14 protein-coding genes are annotated in these 16,029 nt (G+C 73.4%); 11 read left to right on the top strand and 3 right to left on the bottom strand.

The window, feature by feature from the left end; genetic code table 11:
- Positions 1-104: 104 nt before the first annotated feature.
- Complete coding sequence (locus ACWDSL_RS11565) at positions 105-1,616, bottom strand: helix-turn-helix domain-containing protein (RefSeq protein WP_450484127.1); 1,512 nt, start codon at positions 1,614-1,616, stop codon at positions 105-107.
- Positions 1,617-1,688: 72 nt separating this feature from the next.
- Here ACWDSL_RS11565 and ACWDSL_RS11560 point away from each other — a divergent pair, with 72 nt between their 5' ends.
- Positions 1,689-2,201, top strand: coding sequence for a hypothetical protein (locus tag ACWDSL_RS11560; RefSeq protein ID WP_450484125.1), 513 nt, complete (start codon positions 1,689-1,691; stop codon positions 2,199-2,201).
- Between the two features lie 30 nt (positions 2,202-2,231).
- On the opposite strand, the gene ACWDSL_RS11555 is transcribed toward ACWDSL_RS11560, so the two are convergent.
- The gene (locus ACWDSL_RS11555; RefSeq protein WP_450484123.1) at positions 2,232-3,155 is read right to left on the bottom strand and encodes a phosphorothioated DNA-binding restriction endonuclease; all 924 of its coding nucleotides are present in this window, start codon (positions 3,153-3,155) and stop codon (positions 2,232-2,234) included.
- Between the two features lie 108 nt (positions 3,156-3,263).
- Between ACWDSL_RS11555 and ACWDSL_RS11550 the strand changes: the two genes are divergently transcribed.
- The 6 genes from ACWDSL_RS11550 to ACWDSL_RS11525 all read left to right on the top strand — a co-directional run bounded on the left by ACWDSL_RS11550 (position 3,264) and on the right by ACWDSL_RS11525 (position 10,281).
- Positions 3,264-3,668 (top strand): hypothetical protein, encoded by a 405-nt coding sequence (locus ACWDSL_RS11550; protein ID WP_450484121.1) that lies wholly within the window; start codon positions 3,264-3,266, stop codon positions 3,666-3,668.
- A complete protein-coding gene (locus tag ACWDSL_RS11545) occupies positions 3,665-5,758 on the top strand; it encodes a tetratricopeptide repeat protein (RefSeq protein WP_450484119.1) in 2,094 nt (697 codons plus the stop codon). The genes ACWDSL_RS11550 and ACWDSL_RS11545 overlap by 4 nt, the downstream gene beginning before the upstream one ends.
- Positions 5,759-5,798: 40 nt before the next feature.
- A complete protein-coding gene (locus tag ACWDSL_RS11540) occupies positions 5,799-6,713 on the top strand; it encodes an LLM class flavin-dependent oxidoreductase (protein ID WP_450484117.1) in 915 nt (304 codons plus the stop codon).
- 120 nt (positions 6,714-6,833) lie between these two features.
- Positions 6,834-7,295: a hypothetical protein gene (locus ACWDSL_RS11535; protein ID WP_450484115.1), complete on the top strand. Its 462-nt coding sequence runs from the start codon at positions 6,834-6,836 to the stop codon at positions 7,293-7,295.
- Positions 7,296-7,421: 126 nt separating this feature from the next.
- Positions 7,422-9,176 (top strand): S8 family serine peptidase, encoded by a 1,755-nt coding sequence (locus ACWDSL_RS11530; RefSeq protein WP_450484114.1) that lies wholly within the window; start codon positions 7,422-7,424, stop codon positions 9,174-9,176.
- 115 nt (positions 9,177-9,291) lie between these two features.
- Entirely contained in the window at positions 9,292-10,281 is a 990-nt protein-coding gene (locus ACWDSL_RS11525) for an aldo/keto reductase (protein ID WP_450484112.1), read from the top strand.
- Positions 10,282-10,300: 19 nt separating this feature from the next.
- Here the strand turns inward: ACWDSL_RS11525 and ACWDSL_RS11520 are convergent, their stop codons facing one another.
- Positions 10,301-11,440 (bottom strand): substrate-binding domain-containing protein, encoded by a 1,140-nt coding sequence (locus ACWDSL_RS11520; protein WP_450484110.1) that lies wholly within the window; start codon positions 11,438-11,440, stop codon positions 10,301-10,303.
- A gap of 422 nt (positions 11,441-11,862) precedes the next feature.
- On the opposite strand from ACWDSL_RS11520, the gene ACWDSL_RS11515 reads away from it, so the two are divergent.
- From ACWDSL_RS11515 to ACWDSL_RS11500, 4 genes are read left to right on the top strand one after another with little or no spacing between them, the layout of a single operon-like run.
- Positions 11,863-14,418, top strand: coding sequence for an ATP-binding protein (locus ACWDSL_RS11515; RefSeq protein WP_450484191.1), 2,556 nt, complete (start codon positions 11,863-11,865; stop codon positions 14,416-14,418).
- Positions 14,399-14,878 (top strand): roadblock/LC7 domain-containing protein, encoded by a 480-nt coding sequence (locus tag ACWDSL_RS11510; RefSeq protein WP_385626724.1) that lies wholly within the window; start codon positions 14,399-14,401, stop codon positions 14,876-14,878. The genes ACWDSL_RS11515 and ACWDSL_RS11510 overlap by 20 nt, the downstream gene beginning before the upstream one ends.
- 52 nt (positions 14,879-14,930) lie before the next feature.
- A complete protein-coding gene (locus ACWDSL_RS11505) occupies positions 14,931-15,419 on the top strand; it encodes a DUF742 domain-containing protein (protein WP_450484107.1) in 489 nt (162 codons plus the stop codon).
- Complete coding sequence (locus tag ACWDSL_RS11500; protein WP_450484105.1) at positions 15,367-15,996, top strand: GTP-binding protein; 630 nt, start codon at positions 15,367-15,369, stop codon at positions 15,994-15,996. Before ACWDSL_RS11505 ends, ACWDSL_RS11500 begins: the two co-directional genes overlap by 53 nt.
- Positions 15,997-16,029: the final 33 nt, after the last annotated feature.

Raw genomic sequence — 16,029 nt, 5'->3', positions numbered from 1 at the left:
GGGGCTTGCCCAGGACACTAGGCGGGGGTGGCGGGCGCGGCGAGGAACACTGTGCACAGTGGTGGCGTGCGGCGGTTGCGCTTCGAACGGTGACCGAACACAGGTCAGAGCGAGCCCGACGCCCGCAGCGCCAGCCACAGCTCGTACTTCGCGCTCGGCGCGCGCAACAGCGAGCGCCCCAGCAGCTCTTCGGCCCTGGCCAGCCGCTTGCGCGCGCCGGGCAGCGAGATGCCGAGGGCGGTGGCCGCCGCGGGCAGCCGGGCGTCGGCGCGCAGCCAGGCGCGTACGGTCTCGGGGACGGCCGCGGGCCCGGCCTCGTCGAGGGGGCCGAACTGGGCACGGGCCCACAACTCGGCCGCGGGGGAGGACAGCAGGGTGTCGAGCGAGGCGGGGGCCGCGGGAGCTGCGGGCATTTCGGCGGGGCTGGGCGGCGCGCTGTGCAGCCGCAGCGCGAGCCAGGCCGCCGACTGGCCCGCCAGGCTGTGGCCGATGTCCAGGCCGAGCAGGTCGCCGATGAGGCGGATGCGCGCGGTGAGCGTATTGCGGTGGATCTTGAGATGACGGTTGGCGGCGCCGCCGAAGCTGAGCCATGAGCCGAGCGTGCCCAGCAACTCCTGCGGCCCCGGGTCGGCGCGGCGCGACGGTACGTACCGCAGACAGGGCCCCAGCAACTCCCGCGCCCACAGCCGCCCCTCGGGGCTCGCGAGCGCCATGGTGTCGGTGTGTCTGCCGAAACCGGCGTACCGCTGGGGCGCGCCACGGGCCACGGCGAGGGCATGGATCGCCTGCTCGTAGCCGACCGCGGTGTCCCGCAGCGGATGCTCGGCGCTCGTGCCGATCCGGCACTCGGGGACCCGCCGGACGATCAGCCGGGCGAGCCCGTCCGCGCGCTTCCTCTCCCCTTCCCCCTCCGGTCTCGGCGGTACGAGGGCGATGAGGTGGTTGGAGCGTACGGGGCAGGGCACGATCCACGCCCGGCCCCGGGCCACTTGATCGATCCGGGCCGCGATCTCACGTCGTCGGCGGAACGGACACTCGATCACATATACGCGGGAGAGTGCGGGCAGGGCCGGGCCCAGTGCCCCGGCGATCCGCTGCGCGGCGGGCACGCTGCCGACCATGAGGAGGTGCACCACGGCCTCGCGGCTGTGCGCCTCGGCCGACTCGACGCGCCGACGGGCCCGCTCCGCCTCCTCCAGCCGCCAGCAGAGCGCGAGGGTACGGGCGGCGTCGGCGAGCAGCACCCCGCAGCGCGGGTCGTCGGGCCCGACGACGGTGAGGTACGGCGGGTCGTCCCCGCCCGTGGCGTCGGTGTGGCCGAGCCGGGCCAGGTGTACGGCGTGGCCACCCTCGCCGCCGAGCACCGCGGAGGGCGCGCCACGGCGGCGCAGTTCGACGGCGGCGGCGGAGGCGGTGGCCAGCGTGTCCGGGCCCGGGTCGGGCTCCGGTGTGGCGAGGACCGTACCCGTGGGGCCGATCAGCGCGGCGAGGCCGCCGGTGCGGCGGGTGAGCCAGGCGAGGATGGCGTGTACGGACTCCGGTTCCGCGGCGAGGCGGGCCAGTGCGAGCACGTCGTCGGCGCGGTCGGCCCGCGCTTCCGATGACGCTGGTCCCATGGGGCAAAACTGTAGTGCTGCGGCTTTCGGGTGGCGACGGTGGCGACGGTGATGTCGGCTAAGGTCGGCCAAGTGACCGCCGTCATAGCCGCGATGCTGACCGCCGTCGTCGGCGTTCTGGGCACGCTCTTCGCCCCCCTGCTCCAGCAACAGATCACCGCCCGGCAGCGCGCCGAAGAGGCGCGGGCCGAGGACCGGCGGCGCCACCTCGAGGACCGCCGGACCGCCTACATCGCCATGAACCGCGCCTCCCGCCAGTTCCACACCCTGCTCAAGGACGCCCTGCACCGGATCAGGGACGGCGTCTACACGGAGGAGGACCGCACGGGGCTCGAGGAGGCCCGGCGCGAGTACCGGGACTGCTACGCCCAGGCGCAGATGATCGTCCCCGAGCGCGTCCTGGCGGCGTCCCGCGACCTCAACACCGTGCTCGCCGGGATCGACGCCATGGCCAAGCGGATCGACCGTGGCCTGCCGGGCGAGGGGGAGACCGCCGCGGCGGCCCTGATGGAGCTCAAGGAGGCCGAGCCGAGGCTGTCGGCGATGCGGCGGGTGATGCGCGAGGACCTGGGCATCACGGACTGACCGGCGCCGCCCGCCGCCCGCCGTAGCCCCTCATCCTTGCGCCGCCACCCGCGGCTCGCCGCGGAAGACCTGCGCCATATGCCAGTCGATGTGCTCCCCGGCGACCGGCGCGCCGCCCGCCCGCGGCCCGAGCACCGGCCGCCCGCCCAGCCGCAGCACATACGCCTGGGCGGCCTCGCTGCGGCCGGTGAACTGCCGCGACACCAGGATCCGTCGCTTCCCGTCGAGGCCCAGCACGCCCTTGTCGAACAGCTTGTGGTGGAGGGAGCACAGACACAGCCCGTTGGAGAGGTCGTCCGGGCCCGCGAAGGCCCACCACCGCACATGCGCGGCCTCCAGCCCCACCGGCGTACGGCCGCGCGTGTCCTCGACCGCCCCGTCGTAGCCGCAGAACGCGCAGCGGCTTTCGTACGCCGCCAGCACCCGCTCCCGCAGCTCGGCGGCCCCGTGGCGGAGCCGGCGGGTGCCGCGCGCTCCGTCGTCGGCGGTCAGGTCGAGGCCGACGGCGTCGGCGAGGTCGGAGTGGAGGGAGGGCGCGAAGTGCTGGTCGAGGAGGAGCCCGGCGAGGCGGCCGAGCAGGGCGGGGTCGGCGGTCAGCGCGTCCCGCAGGCCGGGGGCGAGCCGCCCGGCCGCCCCGCTGGCGCGCAGCGCGCCCAGCGCCGTGCCCGGGCTGCCGTCGCCCGCGTGGGTCCGTACCTCCCACACCCCGTCGTTCACCAGGTGGTGGAACGGATACCCGGCGCTGGTGGGGCGCCTGGGCCCGTACTCCGCCAACAGCCGTTTCAGATCCGCCTCGACCTCGGTGAACCGCAGCGCGTCGCCCGCGTCCCGCTGGAACCGGCCCAGCGCGTACAGCATGAGCAGCGGCTTGTGCGGCGCCCGCTCCCCGTTCTGCGACCACTGCCGCAGCGTGCGCACACGCTCGGCCCAGTCCGTCCGTTCGATCCCCTCCATGCCGCCACGGTAGCGGGGGAGTTGGGGTGGCATGCTGGACCATGTGGCGGGGCCCTGTATCGACGGGCCCGGGTACGACAGCACGGACGGAACGGGGAGAGGCGCATCGTGGACGCTCTGCTGGTGGCGAATCAGCTCGCGCCGTACGTGACGGCGGCGGTCGGCGCGTACGGGACGGCCGCGTTGACCCGCGCGGCCGACGCGGGCGCCGATGCGACCGTCTCGCTGGGGCAGCGGATCCTCCAGCGGCTGCGGGGCCGGGAGGAGAGCCGCGAGGGCATCGACGAGGCGGTCCAGGACCTGGCCGCCGCGCCCGAGGACGAGGACTTCCAGGCGGCGCTGCGGGCACGGATCAAGCGGGCGCTGCTCGCCGATGCCGAACTCACCGCCGAGCTGGCCCGTTTGCTGCCCGCAGGCGGTACGTCCTTCACCGCGTCCGGGCAGGGCGCCGTCGCCGTCCAGCACAACTCCGGCATCATCAGCACCGGAAGCGACGCCACGATCCAGCGATGACGCGGCAGCCGTTCGGGCCAGGGGAGGCGTCGGGGGACCGGGCCGTGGCCGTGGGCCACAACCAGGGCATCGTCAGCACCGGGGACGGGGCCGTCATCGACAACCGCACGGTGCGACTGCCCGCCGAGGCGGTCAGGGGCCCGGCGGAGGTGGCGGCGCCACCCGGGCTGAACAATCTGCCGGCGCCGCGCAGCGGGGTGTTCGTCGGCCGTGAGGAGGACTTGGCGCGCCTCGACGCGGCCACCGGCGCCGAAGCCGGACACGAAGCCGATACCGATACCGATCCCGGTGCGACTTCCAGTGCGGGCGTCCCGGTCGTCGTGCACGGGCTCGGCGGCATGGGCAAGAGCACCCTCGCGCTGCACTACGCCCACCGCCACCGCGACCGCTACGACCCCATCTGGTGGATCCCCGCCGAATCGGCCGCCACCATCGGCCTCGGCCTCGCCGCCCTCGCCGCACATCTGAACCCGTACGCCGACCTCACCGCCGCCTCCGGCGCCGAGGCGGCCGCCTGGGCCACCACCTGGCTGCAGGCCCACGACGGATGGCTGCTGGTTTTCGACGACGCCGCCGCGCCAGGCGATCTCGCACCGCTGCTCGGCTCCCTCACCGCCGGGCGGCACCTCATCACCAGCCGCCGCGCCACCGGTTGGCATCACCTCGCCCGGCCCGTGACGCTCGACACCCTCAACCCCGACGCCGCACTGGACCTGCTCATGCGCATCACCAACTCGACCGACGACGGCGCCGCCCCCGAACTCGCGGAGCTGGCCGCCGAACTCGGTCATCTTCCGCTCGCCCTGGAGCAGGCCGCCGCCTATATCCAGCACACCGCGCTGACCCCCGCCGCCTACTTGGCGCGGCTGCGTCGCCACCCGGCCCGGATGTTCGCCACGTCGGCCGATGCCACATCGGCCGATGCCGCCGCCTCCGCCGGAGCGGACGCCGCCCAGCAGCGCACCATCGCCCGTATCTGGCAGCTCACCCTGGACGCCATCGCCGGCCGGGCCCCGCTCGCCGTCGAGATTCTGCGTACGGCCGCCTGGTTCGGCCCCGACGATGTGCCGCGCGACCTGGCCGAGTCGCTGGACGACGATCCGATCGCCGTCGACGAGGCGCTGGCCCTGCTCCACGCGTACAGCATGGTCACCCTCACCCCGCGCACCTTCGCCGTCCACCGGCTCGTCCAGGCCGTCGCCCGTACGCCCGACCCGGCCGATCCGCACCGCGGCGCCGACGCGATCGACGGGGCCCGCCGCCGCGCCGCGGAGCTGCTGGCCGCGGCCCTGCCCGAGGACCCGCTGTTCAACGTGGCCGGGTGGCCGCGCTGGCGGGAGCTGCTGCCGCATATCGAGGCATACGCGGCGCTGACCGAACCGACCGCGCCCGACCAGGACGACGAGGCGATCGACCGGGTGCTGTTCGAGGCGTCGGCCTTCGTCCTCGGGGAGGGCCGTACGGACCGGGCCATCGCCTTCGCCGAGCGCTCCGTCGCGGCCTCCGAGCGGCTGCGCGGCCCCGACCACCCGCGCACACTGAGCTCCCGCAGCTATCTCGCCAGCGCCTGCCGCTCGGCGGGCGACCTGGAGCGCGCGACGCCGCTGCACGAGCGCAACCTGGCCGACTGCGAGCGGATCCTGGGCCCCGACCACCCGGACACCCTCGCCTCCCGTTCCAATCTGGCCCATCTGTACGCGCTGGCGGGCGATCCGGACCGGGCGGCCCCGCTCCACGAGCGCAACCTTGCCGACTACGAACGCACCCTGGGCGCCGACCACCCGCACACCCTGGCCTCGCGCGCCAACCTGGCCGCCGTCCACCGCTCGGCCGGCGATCTGGACCGCGCCCTGCCGCTGCTGAAACGCAACTTCGCCGACCACGAGCGGATCCTCGGCCCGGACCACCCCGAAACCCTCACCGCCCGCTCCAACCTCGCCTACGCGTACGAGCTGGCGGGCGACCCGGACCGGGCCGTCCCGCTGCACGAGCGCGTGCTGGCCGACCGCGAGCGGGTCCTCGGCGCCGCACATCCGCACACCGAGCTCGCCCGGGACCTGCTCACCAGGGCCCGCGCCGCCCGCCCTTGATCCTCTTCTCCGGTCCGCCCGCGCCACCTACATTGGCCGGATGACCAACGACTTGGTGGGTAATGAGGCTGCGCCGCGCCGTCGCATCGGCGTGATGTTCGACCGGGACGGCAAGCCCGAGGAACTGTCCGCGTTCGCGCGGGCGGTGGAGGAGTACGGAGCGGACGACCTGTGGGTCGTCGAGGACCTGGGCTGGGCCGGGGCGATCAGCTCGGCGACGCTCGCGCTGGCGGCCACCGAGCGGCTGCGCGTCGGCCTCGGGATCGCCCCGGCCCCGCTGCGGAACCCGGCGCTGCTCGCCATGGAACTGGCCATGGTGGCCCGGGTGTTCCCGGGCCGGTTCATCGCGGGCGTCGGGCACGGCGTGCCGGAGTGGATGGCCCAGGTCGGCGCCGCGTCACCGACCCCGCTGGCGCTGCTCGAAGAGACGATCACGGTGGTGCGCACCCTGCTGCGCGGTGAGACGGCCACCCTCGACGGCCGGGCCGTGCACATCGACGGTGTGACCCTGGTCCACCCGCCCGCCGAGCCCCCGCCGGTCGTCTCGGGTGTCGTACGCCCCCGCTCCCTGGAGCTGTCCGGCCGGGCCGCCGACGGCACGGTCATGGCCGAGGGCCAGGGTCCGGGCGCGATCGCCGCCGCGCTCGGCCAGATCGCGAAGGGGCGCGCCACCGCCGGTGCCACCCACCCGCACGAACTGGTCGTCTTCACCCATCTGTGCGTGGCCGACGACCCCGGGCGGGTGGCGACGGACACCGCGCCCGTACGCGACGAGTACTCCGAATGGCTCCGTGTTCCGCGCGAGGAGGTGTTCCTCGCGGCGGGCGACGCCGCCACCGCCGCCGAGCGGGTGCGGGCCCTGTGGGAGGCGGGCGCGGAGACGGTCGTACTGCGTCCGGTGGGCGAGGATCCGCTGGCCCAGGTGCGCGCGGCGCTGGGGGCGTTGGAGCTCTGACGGCCGGTCTCCGATTGCGCGCGATCCTGGCACCGACTTAGCGTAAATGTAACAAATAGGGCATGCGGGGCGTGTCGCTCCTGTGTCCCTTCCTCGTCTATGTCGTCGTGTGGAGGATCCATGTCGGTGATGACTGGCGCCCAACCCATGCAGCAGATGCAGCCCCAGATGGGCCAGCAGCAGATCGCCCAGGTCGTGCAGCAGACGATCCAACAGGCCTGTCAGCAGGCGAGCCAGCAGATCGCGCAGCGACTGCAGCACACCGTCCAGCAGCTCCAGCAGATCAACCAGCAGGGCCTGGGACAGCAGGCGCACCCGTACCTGGCCATGGCGCTGCACTACTCGCTGCACAACGGGGTCCGGCAGGCGGTGGAGCAGGCCGTACAGCAGGCGCTGCCGGTCGCCATCGCGACGCTGATCCAGCAGCAGGGCCAGCAGGGCATGGGCCAGCAGGGCTTCGGCCAGCAGCAGGGCTCCGGCCAGCAGGGCTTCGGCCAGCCCGGCATGGGCATGCAGCAGTTCGGCCAGCAGCCCTACCAGCAGCCGGGCTTCGGCCAGATGAGCCCGTTCGGCATGGGCTGACACCTGGGTTGACGCGGTGCGGTGTGCCCGGAACGTTTCCGAGCACACCGCATCACCGTGGGAGCGCGGCCCCCGGTCGCCGGAGCACAAGCGTAAGGACGACGTGGCGTTGTGAAGGTGGACGTGATGCTCAAGAACAGGCCCGAGAACGACAGCGACGGCGCGGGCGCGGGCGGGCCCGGGCGCACGGGCGCCGGCCGGGAGGAGGGGCACCGCAAGAAGAGCCCGCGGCGCTCCCTCGCGGTGCGCCCGCGCCGCGAGCGGTATCTGGTGGCCCCGCTGCCCCAGCATCTGCTCCCACCCGGGGTGGCCGCGCTCGACATGGACGCGGTGTGCGAGCGGCTGGGCCGGATGCCGGAGGTCGTGGTGGTCCGCCGGCTGCGGCCCGCGAAGGAGCCGGACCCGGCGGGGCCGCCCGTCTGCTGCCCGGAGATCGCGGTGGTCGAGGCGGCCGAGGACCAGGTGCCGGCGCTGCGGTCGGCACACGTCCATGTGGAACCCGACCTGCCGCTGACCGGGGCGGGCACGGGCGCGGCCGCCGGACGGGTGGCGGGGCTGATGCCGCTGGCCGACCCGGGTCTGCTCGCCCCGCTGGACACGCCCGTGGAGATCTCGCTGCGGGTCTGCGGCCCGGACGAGGAGCCGCTGGCCGGGGCCGGGGTGTTCCTGATCGGGGCGTCCTGGCCGGCCCAGGGCATCACGCGCGCCGACGGGACGGCCACGCTGGTGCTGGCCACCGACACGGCGGAGTCCGTCCAGGCCCTGTACGTCCGCCCCGCGGGCGGCTATGTGGACCGCTGGATCCACCGCCCGGACCTCTCGGACACCCAGGAGAACCTGGTCACCCTCACCCCGCTGGCCAAGGTGTACCCGGGGCTCGAGGAGCGGCAGCAGTACGGCTGGGGCCAGCAGGCCATGCGGCTCGACCGGCTGCCGCCCACGTTCCGCGGCTTCGGCGTGAAGGTCGCGGTCATCGGCTCAGGCGTCGCCGCCGACCACCCAGATCTGAAGGACCGGGTGCGCTCCGGGGCGGACCTGGTCGGCGGTACGGAACAGGGCTGGGCGCACGACGCCATCGGCACCGGCACCCACGCGGCGGGCGTGATCGCCGCGGCCGATACGGGCCCCGGCATCATCGGCATCGCGGTCGACGCCCGTATCGAGGCCTGCCGGGTGCTGCCCGGCGGCCGGTTCAGCGATCTGATCGCCGCGCTCGACCACTGCGTCGACACCGAGGTCGACATCGCGCATATCGCGGTGGCCACCCCGTACTCCTCCGAACTGGTCTCCCGCAAACTCGCCGACGCCCACGCCGCGGGCGTCGCCTGCTTCGCCCCGGCGGGCGACTCCGGCGGGCCGGTCGCCTTCCCGGGGTCGCTGCCCACCGTGTTCACCGTCGGCGCGCTGGGCGCCTTCGGCTCGTACCCGCCCGACACCTCCCAGGCCACCCACGCGGGCCCGCCGCTGACCCCGGAGGGCCTGTTCACCGCGCGGTTCAGCGCGTACGGCGCCGAGGTCGACGCGGTCGCGCCGGGCGTGGCGGTCCTGTCCTGCTCGCCGCACGGCGGCTACGCGGCCCTGGACGGCACCGGACCGGCCTCGGCCCATGTCGCCGGTCTCGCCGCGCTCGTCCTCGCCCACCACGAGGACTTCCGCGGCCAGCTGCCGCCCCGCGGACCCGGCCGCGTCCAGCGCCTGTTCGAGATCATCGCCGCCGGCTGCCGCCCGCTGGCCGTCCCCGGCTCCTGGGAAGCGGCCCGCACCGGCCGCGGCCTGCCCGACGCCCTCGTCGCCCTGGGCCTGGCCCCGGGCGTACAACTCGCCCCCATGGCCGCGTCCTTCGCCCCGCCCATGGCGGGCTACGGCGTCTCCCCGCAGTGATGGCGCGGGGCCGTGCCCGGCTTGTCGGCGCGGCCCCGGCGGAGCGTCACCGTCCGTGCCGGCGTGGCGCGTTGTGCCACGAGGCCGGGGGATCGGGGTGATCGGGGGGATCGGGATGGACGCTCGGGACATGGTGGCCCTGGGGCGTACGGGGCTGTCGGTGAGCCGCCTCGGTCTTGGGCTGGCCTCGATCGGCGGCCTCTTCGCCCCCGTACCCGCACAGCAGGCCGCCGCCACCGTCGAACGCGCCTGGGAGCTGGGCATACGGCTCTACGACACCGCGCCCGTCTACGGCTACGGGCGCTCGGAGACGTACGCCGGAGCCGCGCTGGGGCCCCGCCCGCGCGGGCAGTACGTCCTGTGTACCAAGGTGGGCCGGCTGATCGAGCCCGGCGGGCCGGACACCCAGCCCATCTGGGCCGACCCTCCGCCGGGCCTCGGGCCGCGCCTGGACTACGGCTATCCGGCGGTCATGCGCTCGCTGGCGGAGAGCCTGGACCGGCTCGGCCTCGACCGGGTCGACGTACTCCATGTCCACGACCCCGACCAGGACTTCCCGACGGCCGTCACCCACGCCTACCGCGCGCTGGCCGAACTGCGCCGCGACGGCGTCATCGGCGCGGTCTCGCTCGGGGTCAACCACGCCGACGTCGCGGCCCGCTTTCTGCGGGAGGCCCCGCCGCCGGGGCCCGACTGCGTACTGCTCGCCGGGCGGTACACCCTGCTCGACCACTCCGGGCTGGCCGAACTGCTGCCGCTGTGCGCCGAACGCGGCGTCGCCGTCATGGCCGCCGGGGTGTACCAGTCCGGTCTGCTCGCCGACCCCCGCCCCGGTGCGCCGCACGGCTACCGGAGCATCCCCCGCGAACTGGGCACGCGGGTGCGGGCGATCCGGGCCGTATGCGACCGGCACGCGGTGCCGCCCCTGGCCGCCGCGCTCCAGTTCCCGCTGGGACACCCGGCGGTGGTGACCGTCGTGGTCGGCGCCCGCGCGCCCCACGAGATCGCCGAGAGCGCCGGCCTCCTCGCGCATCCCATTCCGCCCGCCTTCTGGGCCGAGCTCAAGGCCCTGGGACTGCTGCCCGAGGAGGCGCCGACGCCCTGACGGTGGGCAGGCAGGCCGGTCAGCGGTCCCAGATCTTGCGGTACGCCTGGCGGTACCCCTCCGAGTCCCAGGACAGCGCGCCACCGCTGTTGGCGGCGTTGGCGATGTGGACCGGGGCGACGTATCCGCTGGCCGGCTCCCCGGCGAAGGCCCGGTTGAACTCGTCGACGATCTGCCAGCCCTGCTCGGACAGCGGCTCGGGCACGGTCGCGGTCTGGAACTGCTTGCCGTTGACGCGCTCGAAGGCCGACGGGTCGCCGTCACCGGCACCGATGTTGTACGGGGCGCCGTCGCCGTCCTTCCCCGCGGCGCGCAGGGCCGGGGCGGCATGGCGGAAGTACAGGTCGTTGATGGCGACCGAGTAGGTCCACTTGTCCCCGAAGCGCCTGAGCAGGGAGGAGACCTCGTCGATGGAGCGGCTGTTGGCCTCGGGGATGGGGATGTTCTTGTAGTCCAGCAGCTTGACGTCGGAGCAGGTGGCCAGCTCCTTCTTGATCAGCTCGGACTTGTGCCTGGGGAAGTCGGACGTGGTGTCGGTGAATATGACCACGCCCGCACGGCCGTTGGACCGGGCGATGATCCAGTCGGCGCTGATCTTCGCGACATCCTCGACCCTGGACGTCACATTGCTGAAGAGCTTCGGATCCTTGCTGGGGCCGGGGGCGGTGGTGGCGTGCCAGCCGATCACCGGGACACCGGCCGCGTCCGCCTGCTGGATCTCCTTGGGGATGATCTCGGGGCCGAACCCGCTGATGACGATGCCGTCCGGCTTGCTGTCGAGGGCCTCCTTGAAGGCGGCCTTGACGCCCGCGGTGGTGCCCTTGCCGTTGAGGATCCGGGCGCGCCAGCCGACGACGTCGGCGGCCTCCCCGACGCCCTGGGCGACTCCGGCGGGGCCGGGGTTGGCCAGGGTGTGCGCGATATAGACGATGGTCTTGCCGCGTACGGCCTTGGGTCCGCTGGTGGGGCCGGTCCACAGGGCGTCCACGTCCTCGGCCTTCTCGACGGCCCGCTTGGCCTTGGTGAGCACGGTGGGACAGCCGGGTTTGGCGGAGCCCGAACCGGACACGTCGGCGTCGGAATCCGCATCGCAGCCGGCGGCGGTGGCCACGGCCAGGAGCGCGGCGGCGGTCGCGACCGCCTTGCGGGTGGGGTGCACAGGTCTCCTCGCGGGGCAAGAAGGGGCTACGACTTCGGGGCGGGGGCTGGGGGAAGTGGCGGAAAAACAGCGTAAGGGCGGTTGGCGGAGACACAGCGTACGGGGCAGGGGCCCGCTCGGGCGGCGGGGAGTCCCGTGAAGAGCGCTCAAAGCGTCTTCAAGGGCGCCTTTTCGATGGGCAAATGCCGCAGAAAGCACATGTTTCCTGGCCTTAATCGCCTATGCCTTGCATGCCTGCGCGCAAACGGTAGTGTTCAGCGCCGGTCGGACTGTGGCGCGATTCCATCGCTCGCACGCGGGCGTGAGTCGTCGCGCGCGCGGGCGAGGTGTGAGAGCGTCATGCTCCCCCGGTCGTCGGCGGTCGGCACCAACAACACCTCGGTCACCGCTCAGAAGCACATGAAAGGAGGCCCGGGGTGTCTGTGGACACGGTGGACCCCTCGCTCGGACCCAAGCCCGAAGCCGGTCCCGAACCCGGTCCCGATCCCGACTCGTCCGACAGTGCGCCGGTGACGCCGCGGACCCGCCGGAGGGCGGCAGCGCTTCTCGACCGATGGCCGTTCCGGCGGAAACTCAATGTCCTGGTGGCCGTGCCCGTCGCGGTCGTCGGCGTGCTGCTGGCCGTCGGCGTCACCAGCGAGGTGAACCAGGCCCAGGACGCCGCCCGGACCGCCGACGTGGTGCGTGACAGCACACAGGTCGCGGAGTTGATCAACGACCTCCAGTCCGAACACCGCCAGGCGCTGCTGCTGTCCGTGCAGCACGACGCGCTCCGGCCCGGCACCGCCCTGCCCTCGACCAACGCCTACCGCAAGGCACAGCGCAAGACCGACGACCAGGCATCCGCCGTGCGTTCGGCCTTCGACGAGCAGGGCCTGCCGAAGGAGGAGGCCCAGGCGCTGGAGTACGTCCGGGGCCTGGCCGTACTGCGCGACAAGGTCGAACGGGGCTCGGTCTCGGCCGCCGGCATCAGCCCGGCGTACTCGGCCGCCGTCGAGTACCTGATCGACGGCATCGGGCTCGACACCTCCTCCGACACCTCGTCGTCCTCGATCATCCGGCTGCTCGACGCGGTGCTGCGCGCCGACGCCGCCCACGCGGCCTTCGAGAGCGGGGTGTTCTCCGCACAGACCCAGGACGCCAACGCCCTCACCGAGTACAGCCACGCGGTCAGCGCCCACGCGGTGTACGACTACCAGGTGGACCGGTTCAGCAGGATCGCCACCCGGGAACAGGTCCTGGCCCTCAGCGGCATCGAGCGCGCGGCCGAGCAGAACGGCATCTCGGACCAGTTCGCGGAGCTCCAGATCGACCCGAGCTCCCTCCAAGGCCAGCCGACGCAGCAGCTGCGCAAGGCGATGGCCGCCGGAACCGAGCAGGCCGGGGCCCGCCTCGACATCACCCGGTCGCTCATCGGACAGATCGCCGACCGGGCCGACGGCCTCTCCAAGAGCGCCCTGGACAAGGCGCTGGCCATGGTCGCGCTCGCCCTGCTCGGCTTCGCCGTCTGGCTGACGTTCTCCGTCCTGGTCCGCCGCTCGGTCGTACGCCCCCTGGCGGCGCTGACCGGCGCAGCGCACCAGGTGGTCGATGTGGCGGGCCAGGAACTCGCCCGGGTCGAGGACGACGACGACTCGGCGGAGCGCACCCCGCTGAGCCCGCAGCCGATCCCGGTCCCGGTCCGCGACGAGATCGGCGACCTGGCCGAGGCCTTCAACCAGGTGCAGATCACCGCCGCGGCGCTGCTGGAGCGGCAGGTGCTCAGCCGCCAGAACGTCGCCGAGATGTTCGGCAACGTCGGGCGCCGCGTCTCCAACCTGACCTCGCGCCAGCTCATGCTGATCGACGCCGTCGAACGCGAGGAGACCGACCCCGAGATCCTGGAACGGCTCTACCGCATCGACCACATCGCCGTACGCCTCCAGCGCAACGCCGACAGCCTGATGCTGCTCGCCGGCATCCGGGAGACGGATGTGGAGGCCCGGCCGATCACCCTGGCCAACGTCATCCGGGCCGGCCTCGGCCGGATCGAGGGGTTCCAGCGGGTGACCCTGCGGTCCGAGACGGAGATCACCGTCGCGCCCGACATCATCGCCGACCTGACGCTGATGCTCGCCGAACTGCTGGAGAACTCGGTCTCCTTCTCGCCCTCCCACACACCTGTCGAGGTGGTCGTCCGGCCCGGCAGCGACGTCAGCTCGCACGGCGGGGCGCTGATCGAGGTCATCGACCACGGCCTGGGGATGAGCGCGGAACGCCTCGACGAGGAGAACGCCCGACTCGTCCGCCGCGAGCGGCTTGACCTCGTACCGAGCAAGGTGCTCGGCCTCTTCGTGGTCGGCAGCCTCGCCCGGCGCTGGGGTATCCGGGTCTCGCTGAGCCGTACGCCCGGGGGCGGGGTCACCGGCTCCGTCTGGATCCCGGCCGCGCTGATGCTGACCGTGAGCCCGCTGGACCTGACGCCGGCGGCGGACGCGGGCGGGACGGTCCGGGAACTCCCGGCGAGGCCGGACCCCCTGACGAAGCCCGAGCGGGATTCCGCCGAGCGGGGTTCCGCGGAGCGGGGTTCCGCCGCGCCCACGCCGCTGCCCGTACGGACCCCCACCACCGCACCGGCGCGGCCGGGCGGGCTGCCCCGGCGCATCCCGAACCGCAAGGGGACGGACGGGCCGGCGGCCGACGCACGGTCCGCCGATGCACCGACAACCGACACGTCATCCATCGACTCACCGCCCTCCCGCCCGCTGCGCAAGCGGGTACGGGGAGCGACCCTCGCCACGACCACGGCGCCCGCCGACCGGGGCATCGCGCCCGTGCGCCGGCCCGTCGACGCCGAGGCGGTCCGTACCGAACTCGACGAGTTCGAGGCCGCCGTACGCAGGGCCCAGCAGGACAGCGCCGCCACCCCCACGGAACCAGCACCGTCCCACGAGCAGAGACCCAGGAAGGAGTCGGGCAGTGACAACGCCGACAGATAACGGCAGTTCCGAGGAGCGGGCGGAACCCACCGATCTGCGCGCCGCCGCGGCCGACTTCACCTGGCTGCTTGACCGGTTCGCGAGCGAGACCGCCGGAGTGGTGGACGCCATCGCGGTGTCCTCCGACGGCCTGCTGATCGCCGTCTCCCAACTGCGCGAGCAGGCCGACTCGGAGCGGCTTGCCGCGATCGTGTCCGGCATCACCAGCCTCGCCGCGGGCGCCTCCGGCAACTACGGCCTCGGCGGCCTCAACAAGGTCATCATCGACCTGGAGGGCGGCCATGTGCTGGTGTCGGCCATCGGCAGCGGGGCCGTTCTCGGCGTAGTGGCCTCGAAGGAGGCCAAGCTGGGCAATATCGCCTATGAGATGGCCCTGTTCGCCAACCGGGCCGGAGCCGCGCTCACTCCCCAGCTGGTGCTTGAGCTGAAGAAGAGCGCCGGCTCCACCCCGGCCGGCTGACCCGTCCCACCACACAGGGGCACAGGGCACAGGCATTCAGGAGGGGATCGTGATGGCCGCCGGTGAACCAGTACCGCACGAGGCAGCGGGCAGCGCGGGCAGCGCGGGCAGCGCGGGCGGGGCAGGCAGGGCGGGCAGCGCCTGGGACGCGCCGGAGCCGACCGGCCGCGCCTCCGCGGTCCGGCCGTTCCTGCTGACCGCCGGCCGGGTGTCGGGGAGCGGCGCCGCGCCGTCGCTCCCGGTCGAGTCCCAGGTCGTGGCGACCCCGACCGGGCTCTCCGCCCTGGACTCGCTCGCCTTCGAACGCCACGACCTCGTCGCCGCCTGCCGGCGTCCGCAGTCGGTGGCGGAGCTCGCCGCCCAGCTACGACTGCATCTCAACGTGGTCCGGGTGCTGGCGGGGGACCTGTGCACCGCCGGACATCTGGTGGTCCATGTGCCGAACGCCAAGGCGACCCAGGACATCTCCGTACTGCGAAGGGTTATCGATGGTCTCCGTGCCGTCCCCGACTCCCGGGGCACACTCCGCGACAGCAGCTGAACAGCCGTCGGCCGGCCAGCCGCCGCTGCCGGTCAAGCTGGTCATCGCCGGCGGCTTCGGGGTCGGCAAGACCACGGCGGTGGGCGCGATCTCCGAGATCCGCCCGCTGACCACCGAGGCCGCGATCACGGAGGTCGCGGCGGGGGTGGACGATCTCACCCACACCCCTGGCAAGACCACCACCACGGTCGCGATGGACTTCGGCTGTATCACCATCGACCCGACGCTGAAGCTGTATCTGTTCGGCACGCCGGGCCAGGACCGGTTCGGCTTCATGTGGGACGACGTGGTCGAGGGCGCCCTCGGCGGCCTGGTGATCGTGGACACCCGCAGGCTGGACGACTGTTACGCGGCGGTGGACTACTTCGAGCACAAGAGCGTCCCCTTCGCCGTCGCCGTCAACGCCTTCGACGGGGAGGTGCAGCACGACCTCGACGAGGTGCGGTGGGCGCTGGACATCTCCGAACACGTACCGCTGGTCGTCTTCGACGCCCGGGAGACGGGCTCGGTCCGGGACGCGCTGCTGGTCGTACTGGACGTAGCGCTGACTCGGGCGCAGAGCGCGGCGGTGAGCTGAGACTGGAATAGGAGCGAAGGAACGAAGGAAGAG

Source organism: Streptomyces sp. NPDC000941, from assembly GCF_053599555.1.
This window is presented reverse-complemented; position numbering and strand designations above follow the sequence as displayed.

What these genes read in the sequence shown, in the direction of transcription:
- ACWDSL_RS11535 (WP_450484115.1), top strand. Translation starts at nt 6,834, where the DNA reads ATGTCGGTGATGACTGGCGCCCAACCCATGCAGCAGATGCAGCCCCAG.
- ACWDSL_RS11530 (WP_450484114.1), top strand. Translation starts at nt 7,422, where the DNA reads ATGCTCAAGAACAGGCCCGAGAACGACAGCGACGGCGCGGGCGCGGGC.
- ACWDSL_RS11545 (WP_450484119.1), top strand. Translation starts at nt 3,665, where the DNA reads ATGACGCGGCAGCCGTTCGGGCCAGGGGAGGCGTCGGGGGACCGGGCC.
- ACWDSL_RS11525 (WP_450484112.1), top strand. Translation starts at nt 9,292, where the DNA reads ATGGACGCTCGGGACATGGTGGCCCTGGGGCGTACGGGGCTGTCGGTG.
- ACWDSL_RS11565 (WP_450484127.1), bottom strand. Translation starts at nt 1,616, where the DNA reads ATGGGACCAGCGTCATCGGAAGCGCGGGCCGACCGCGCCGACGACGTG.
- ACWDSL_RS11555 (WP_450484123.1), bottom strand. Translation starts at nt 3,155, where the DNA reads ATGGAGGGGATCGAACGGACGGACTGGGCCGAGCGTGTGCGCACGCTG.
- ACWDSL_RS11500 (WP_450484105.1), top strand. Translation starts at nt 15,367, where the DNA reads ATGGTCTCCGTGCCGTCCCCGACTCCCGGGGCACACTCCGCGACAGCA.
- ACWDSL_RS11540 (WP_450484117.1), top strand. Translation starts at nt 5,799, where the DNA reads ATGACCAACGACTTGGTGGGTAATGAGGCTGCGCCGCGCCGTCGCATC.
- ACWDSL_RS11505 (WP_450484107.1), top strand. Translation starts at nt 14,931, where the DNA reads ATGGCCGCCGGTGAACCAGTACCGCACGAGGCAGCGGGCAGCGCGGGC.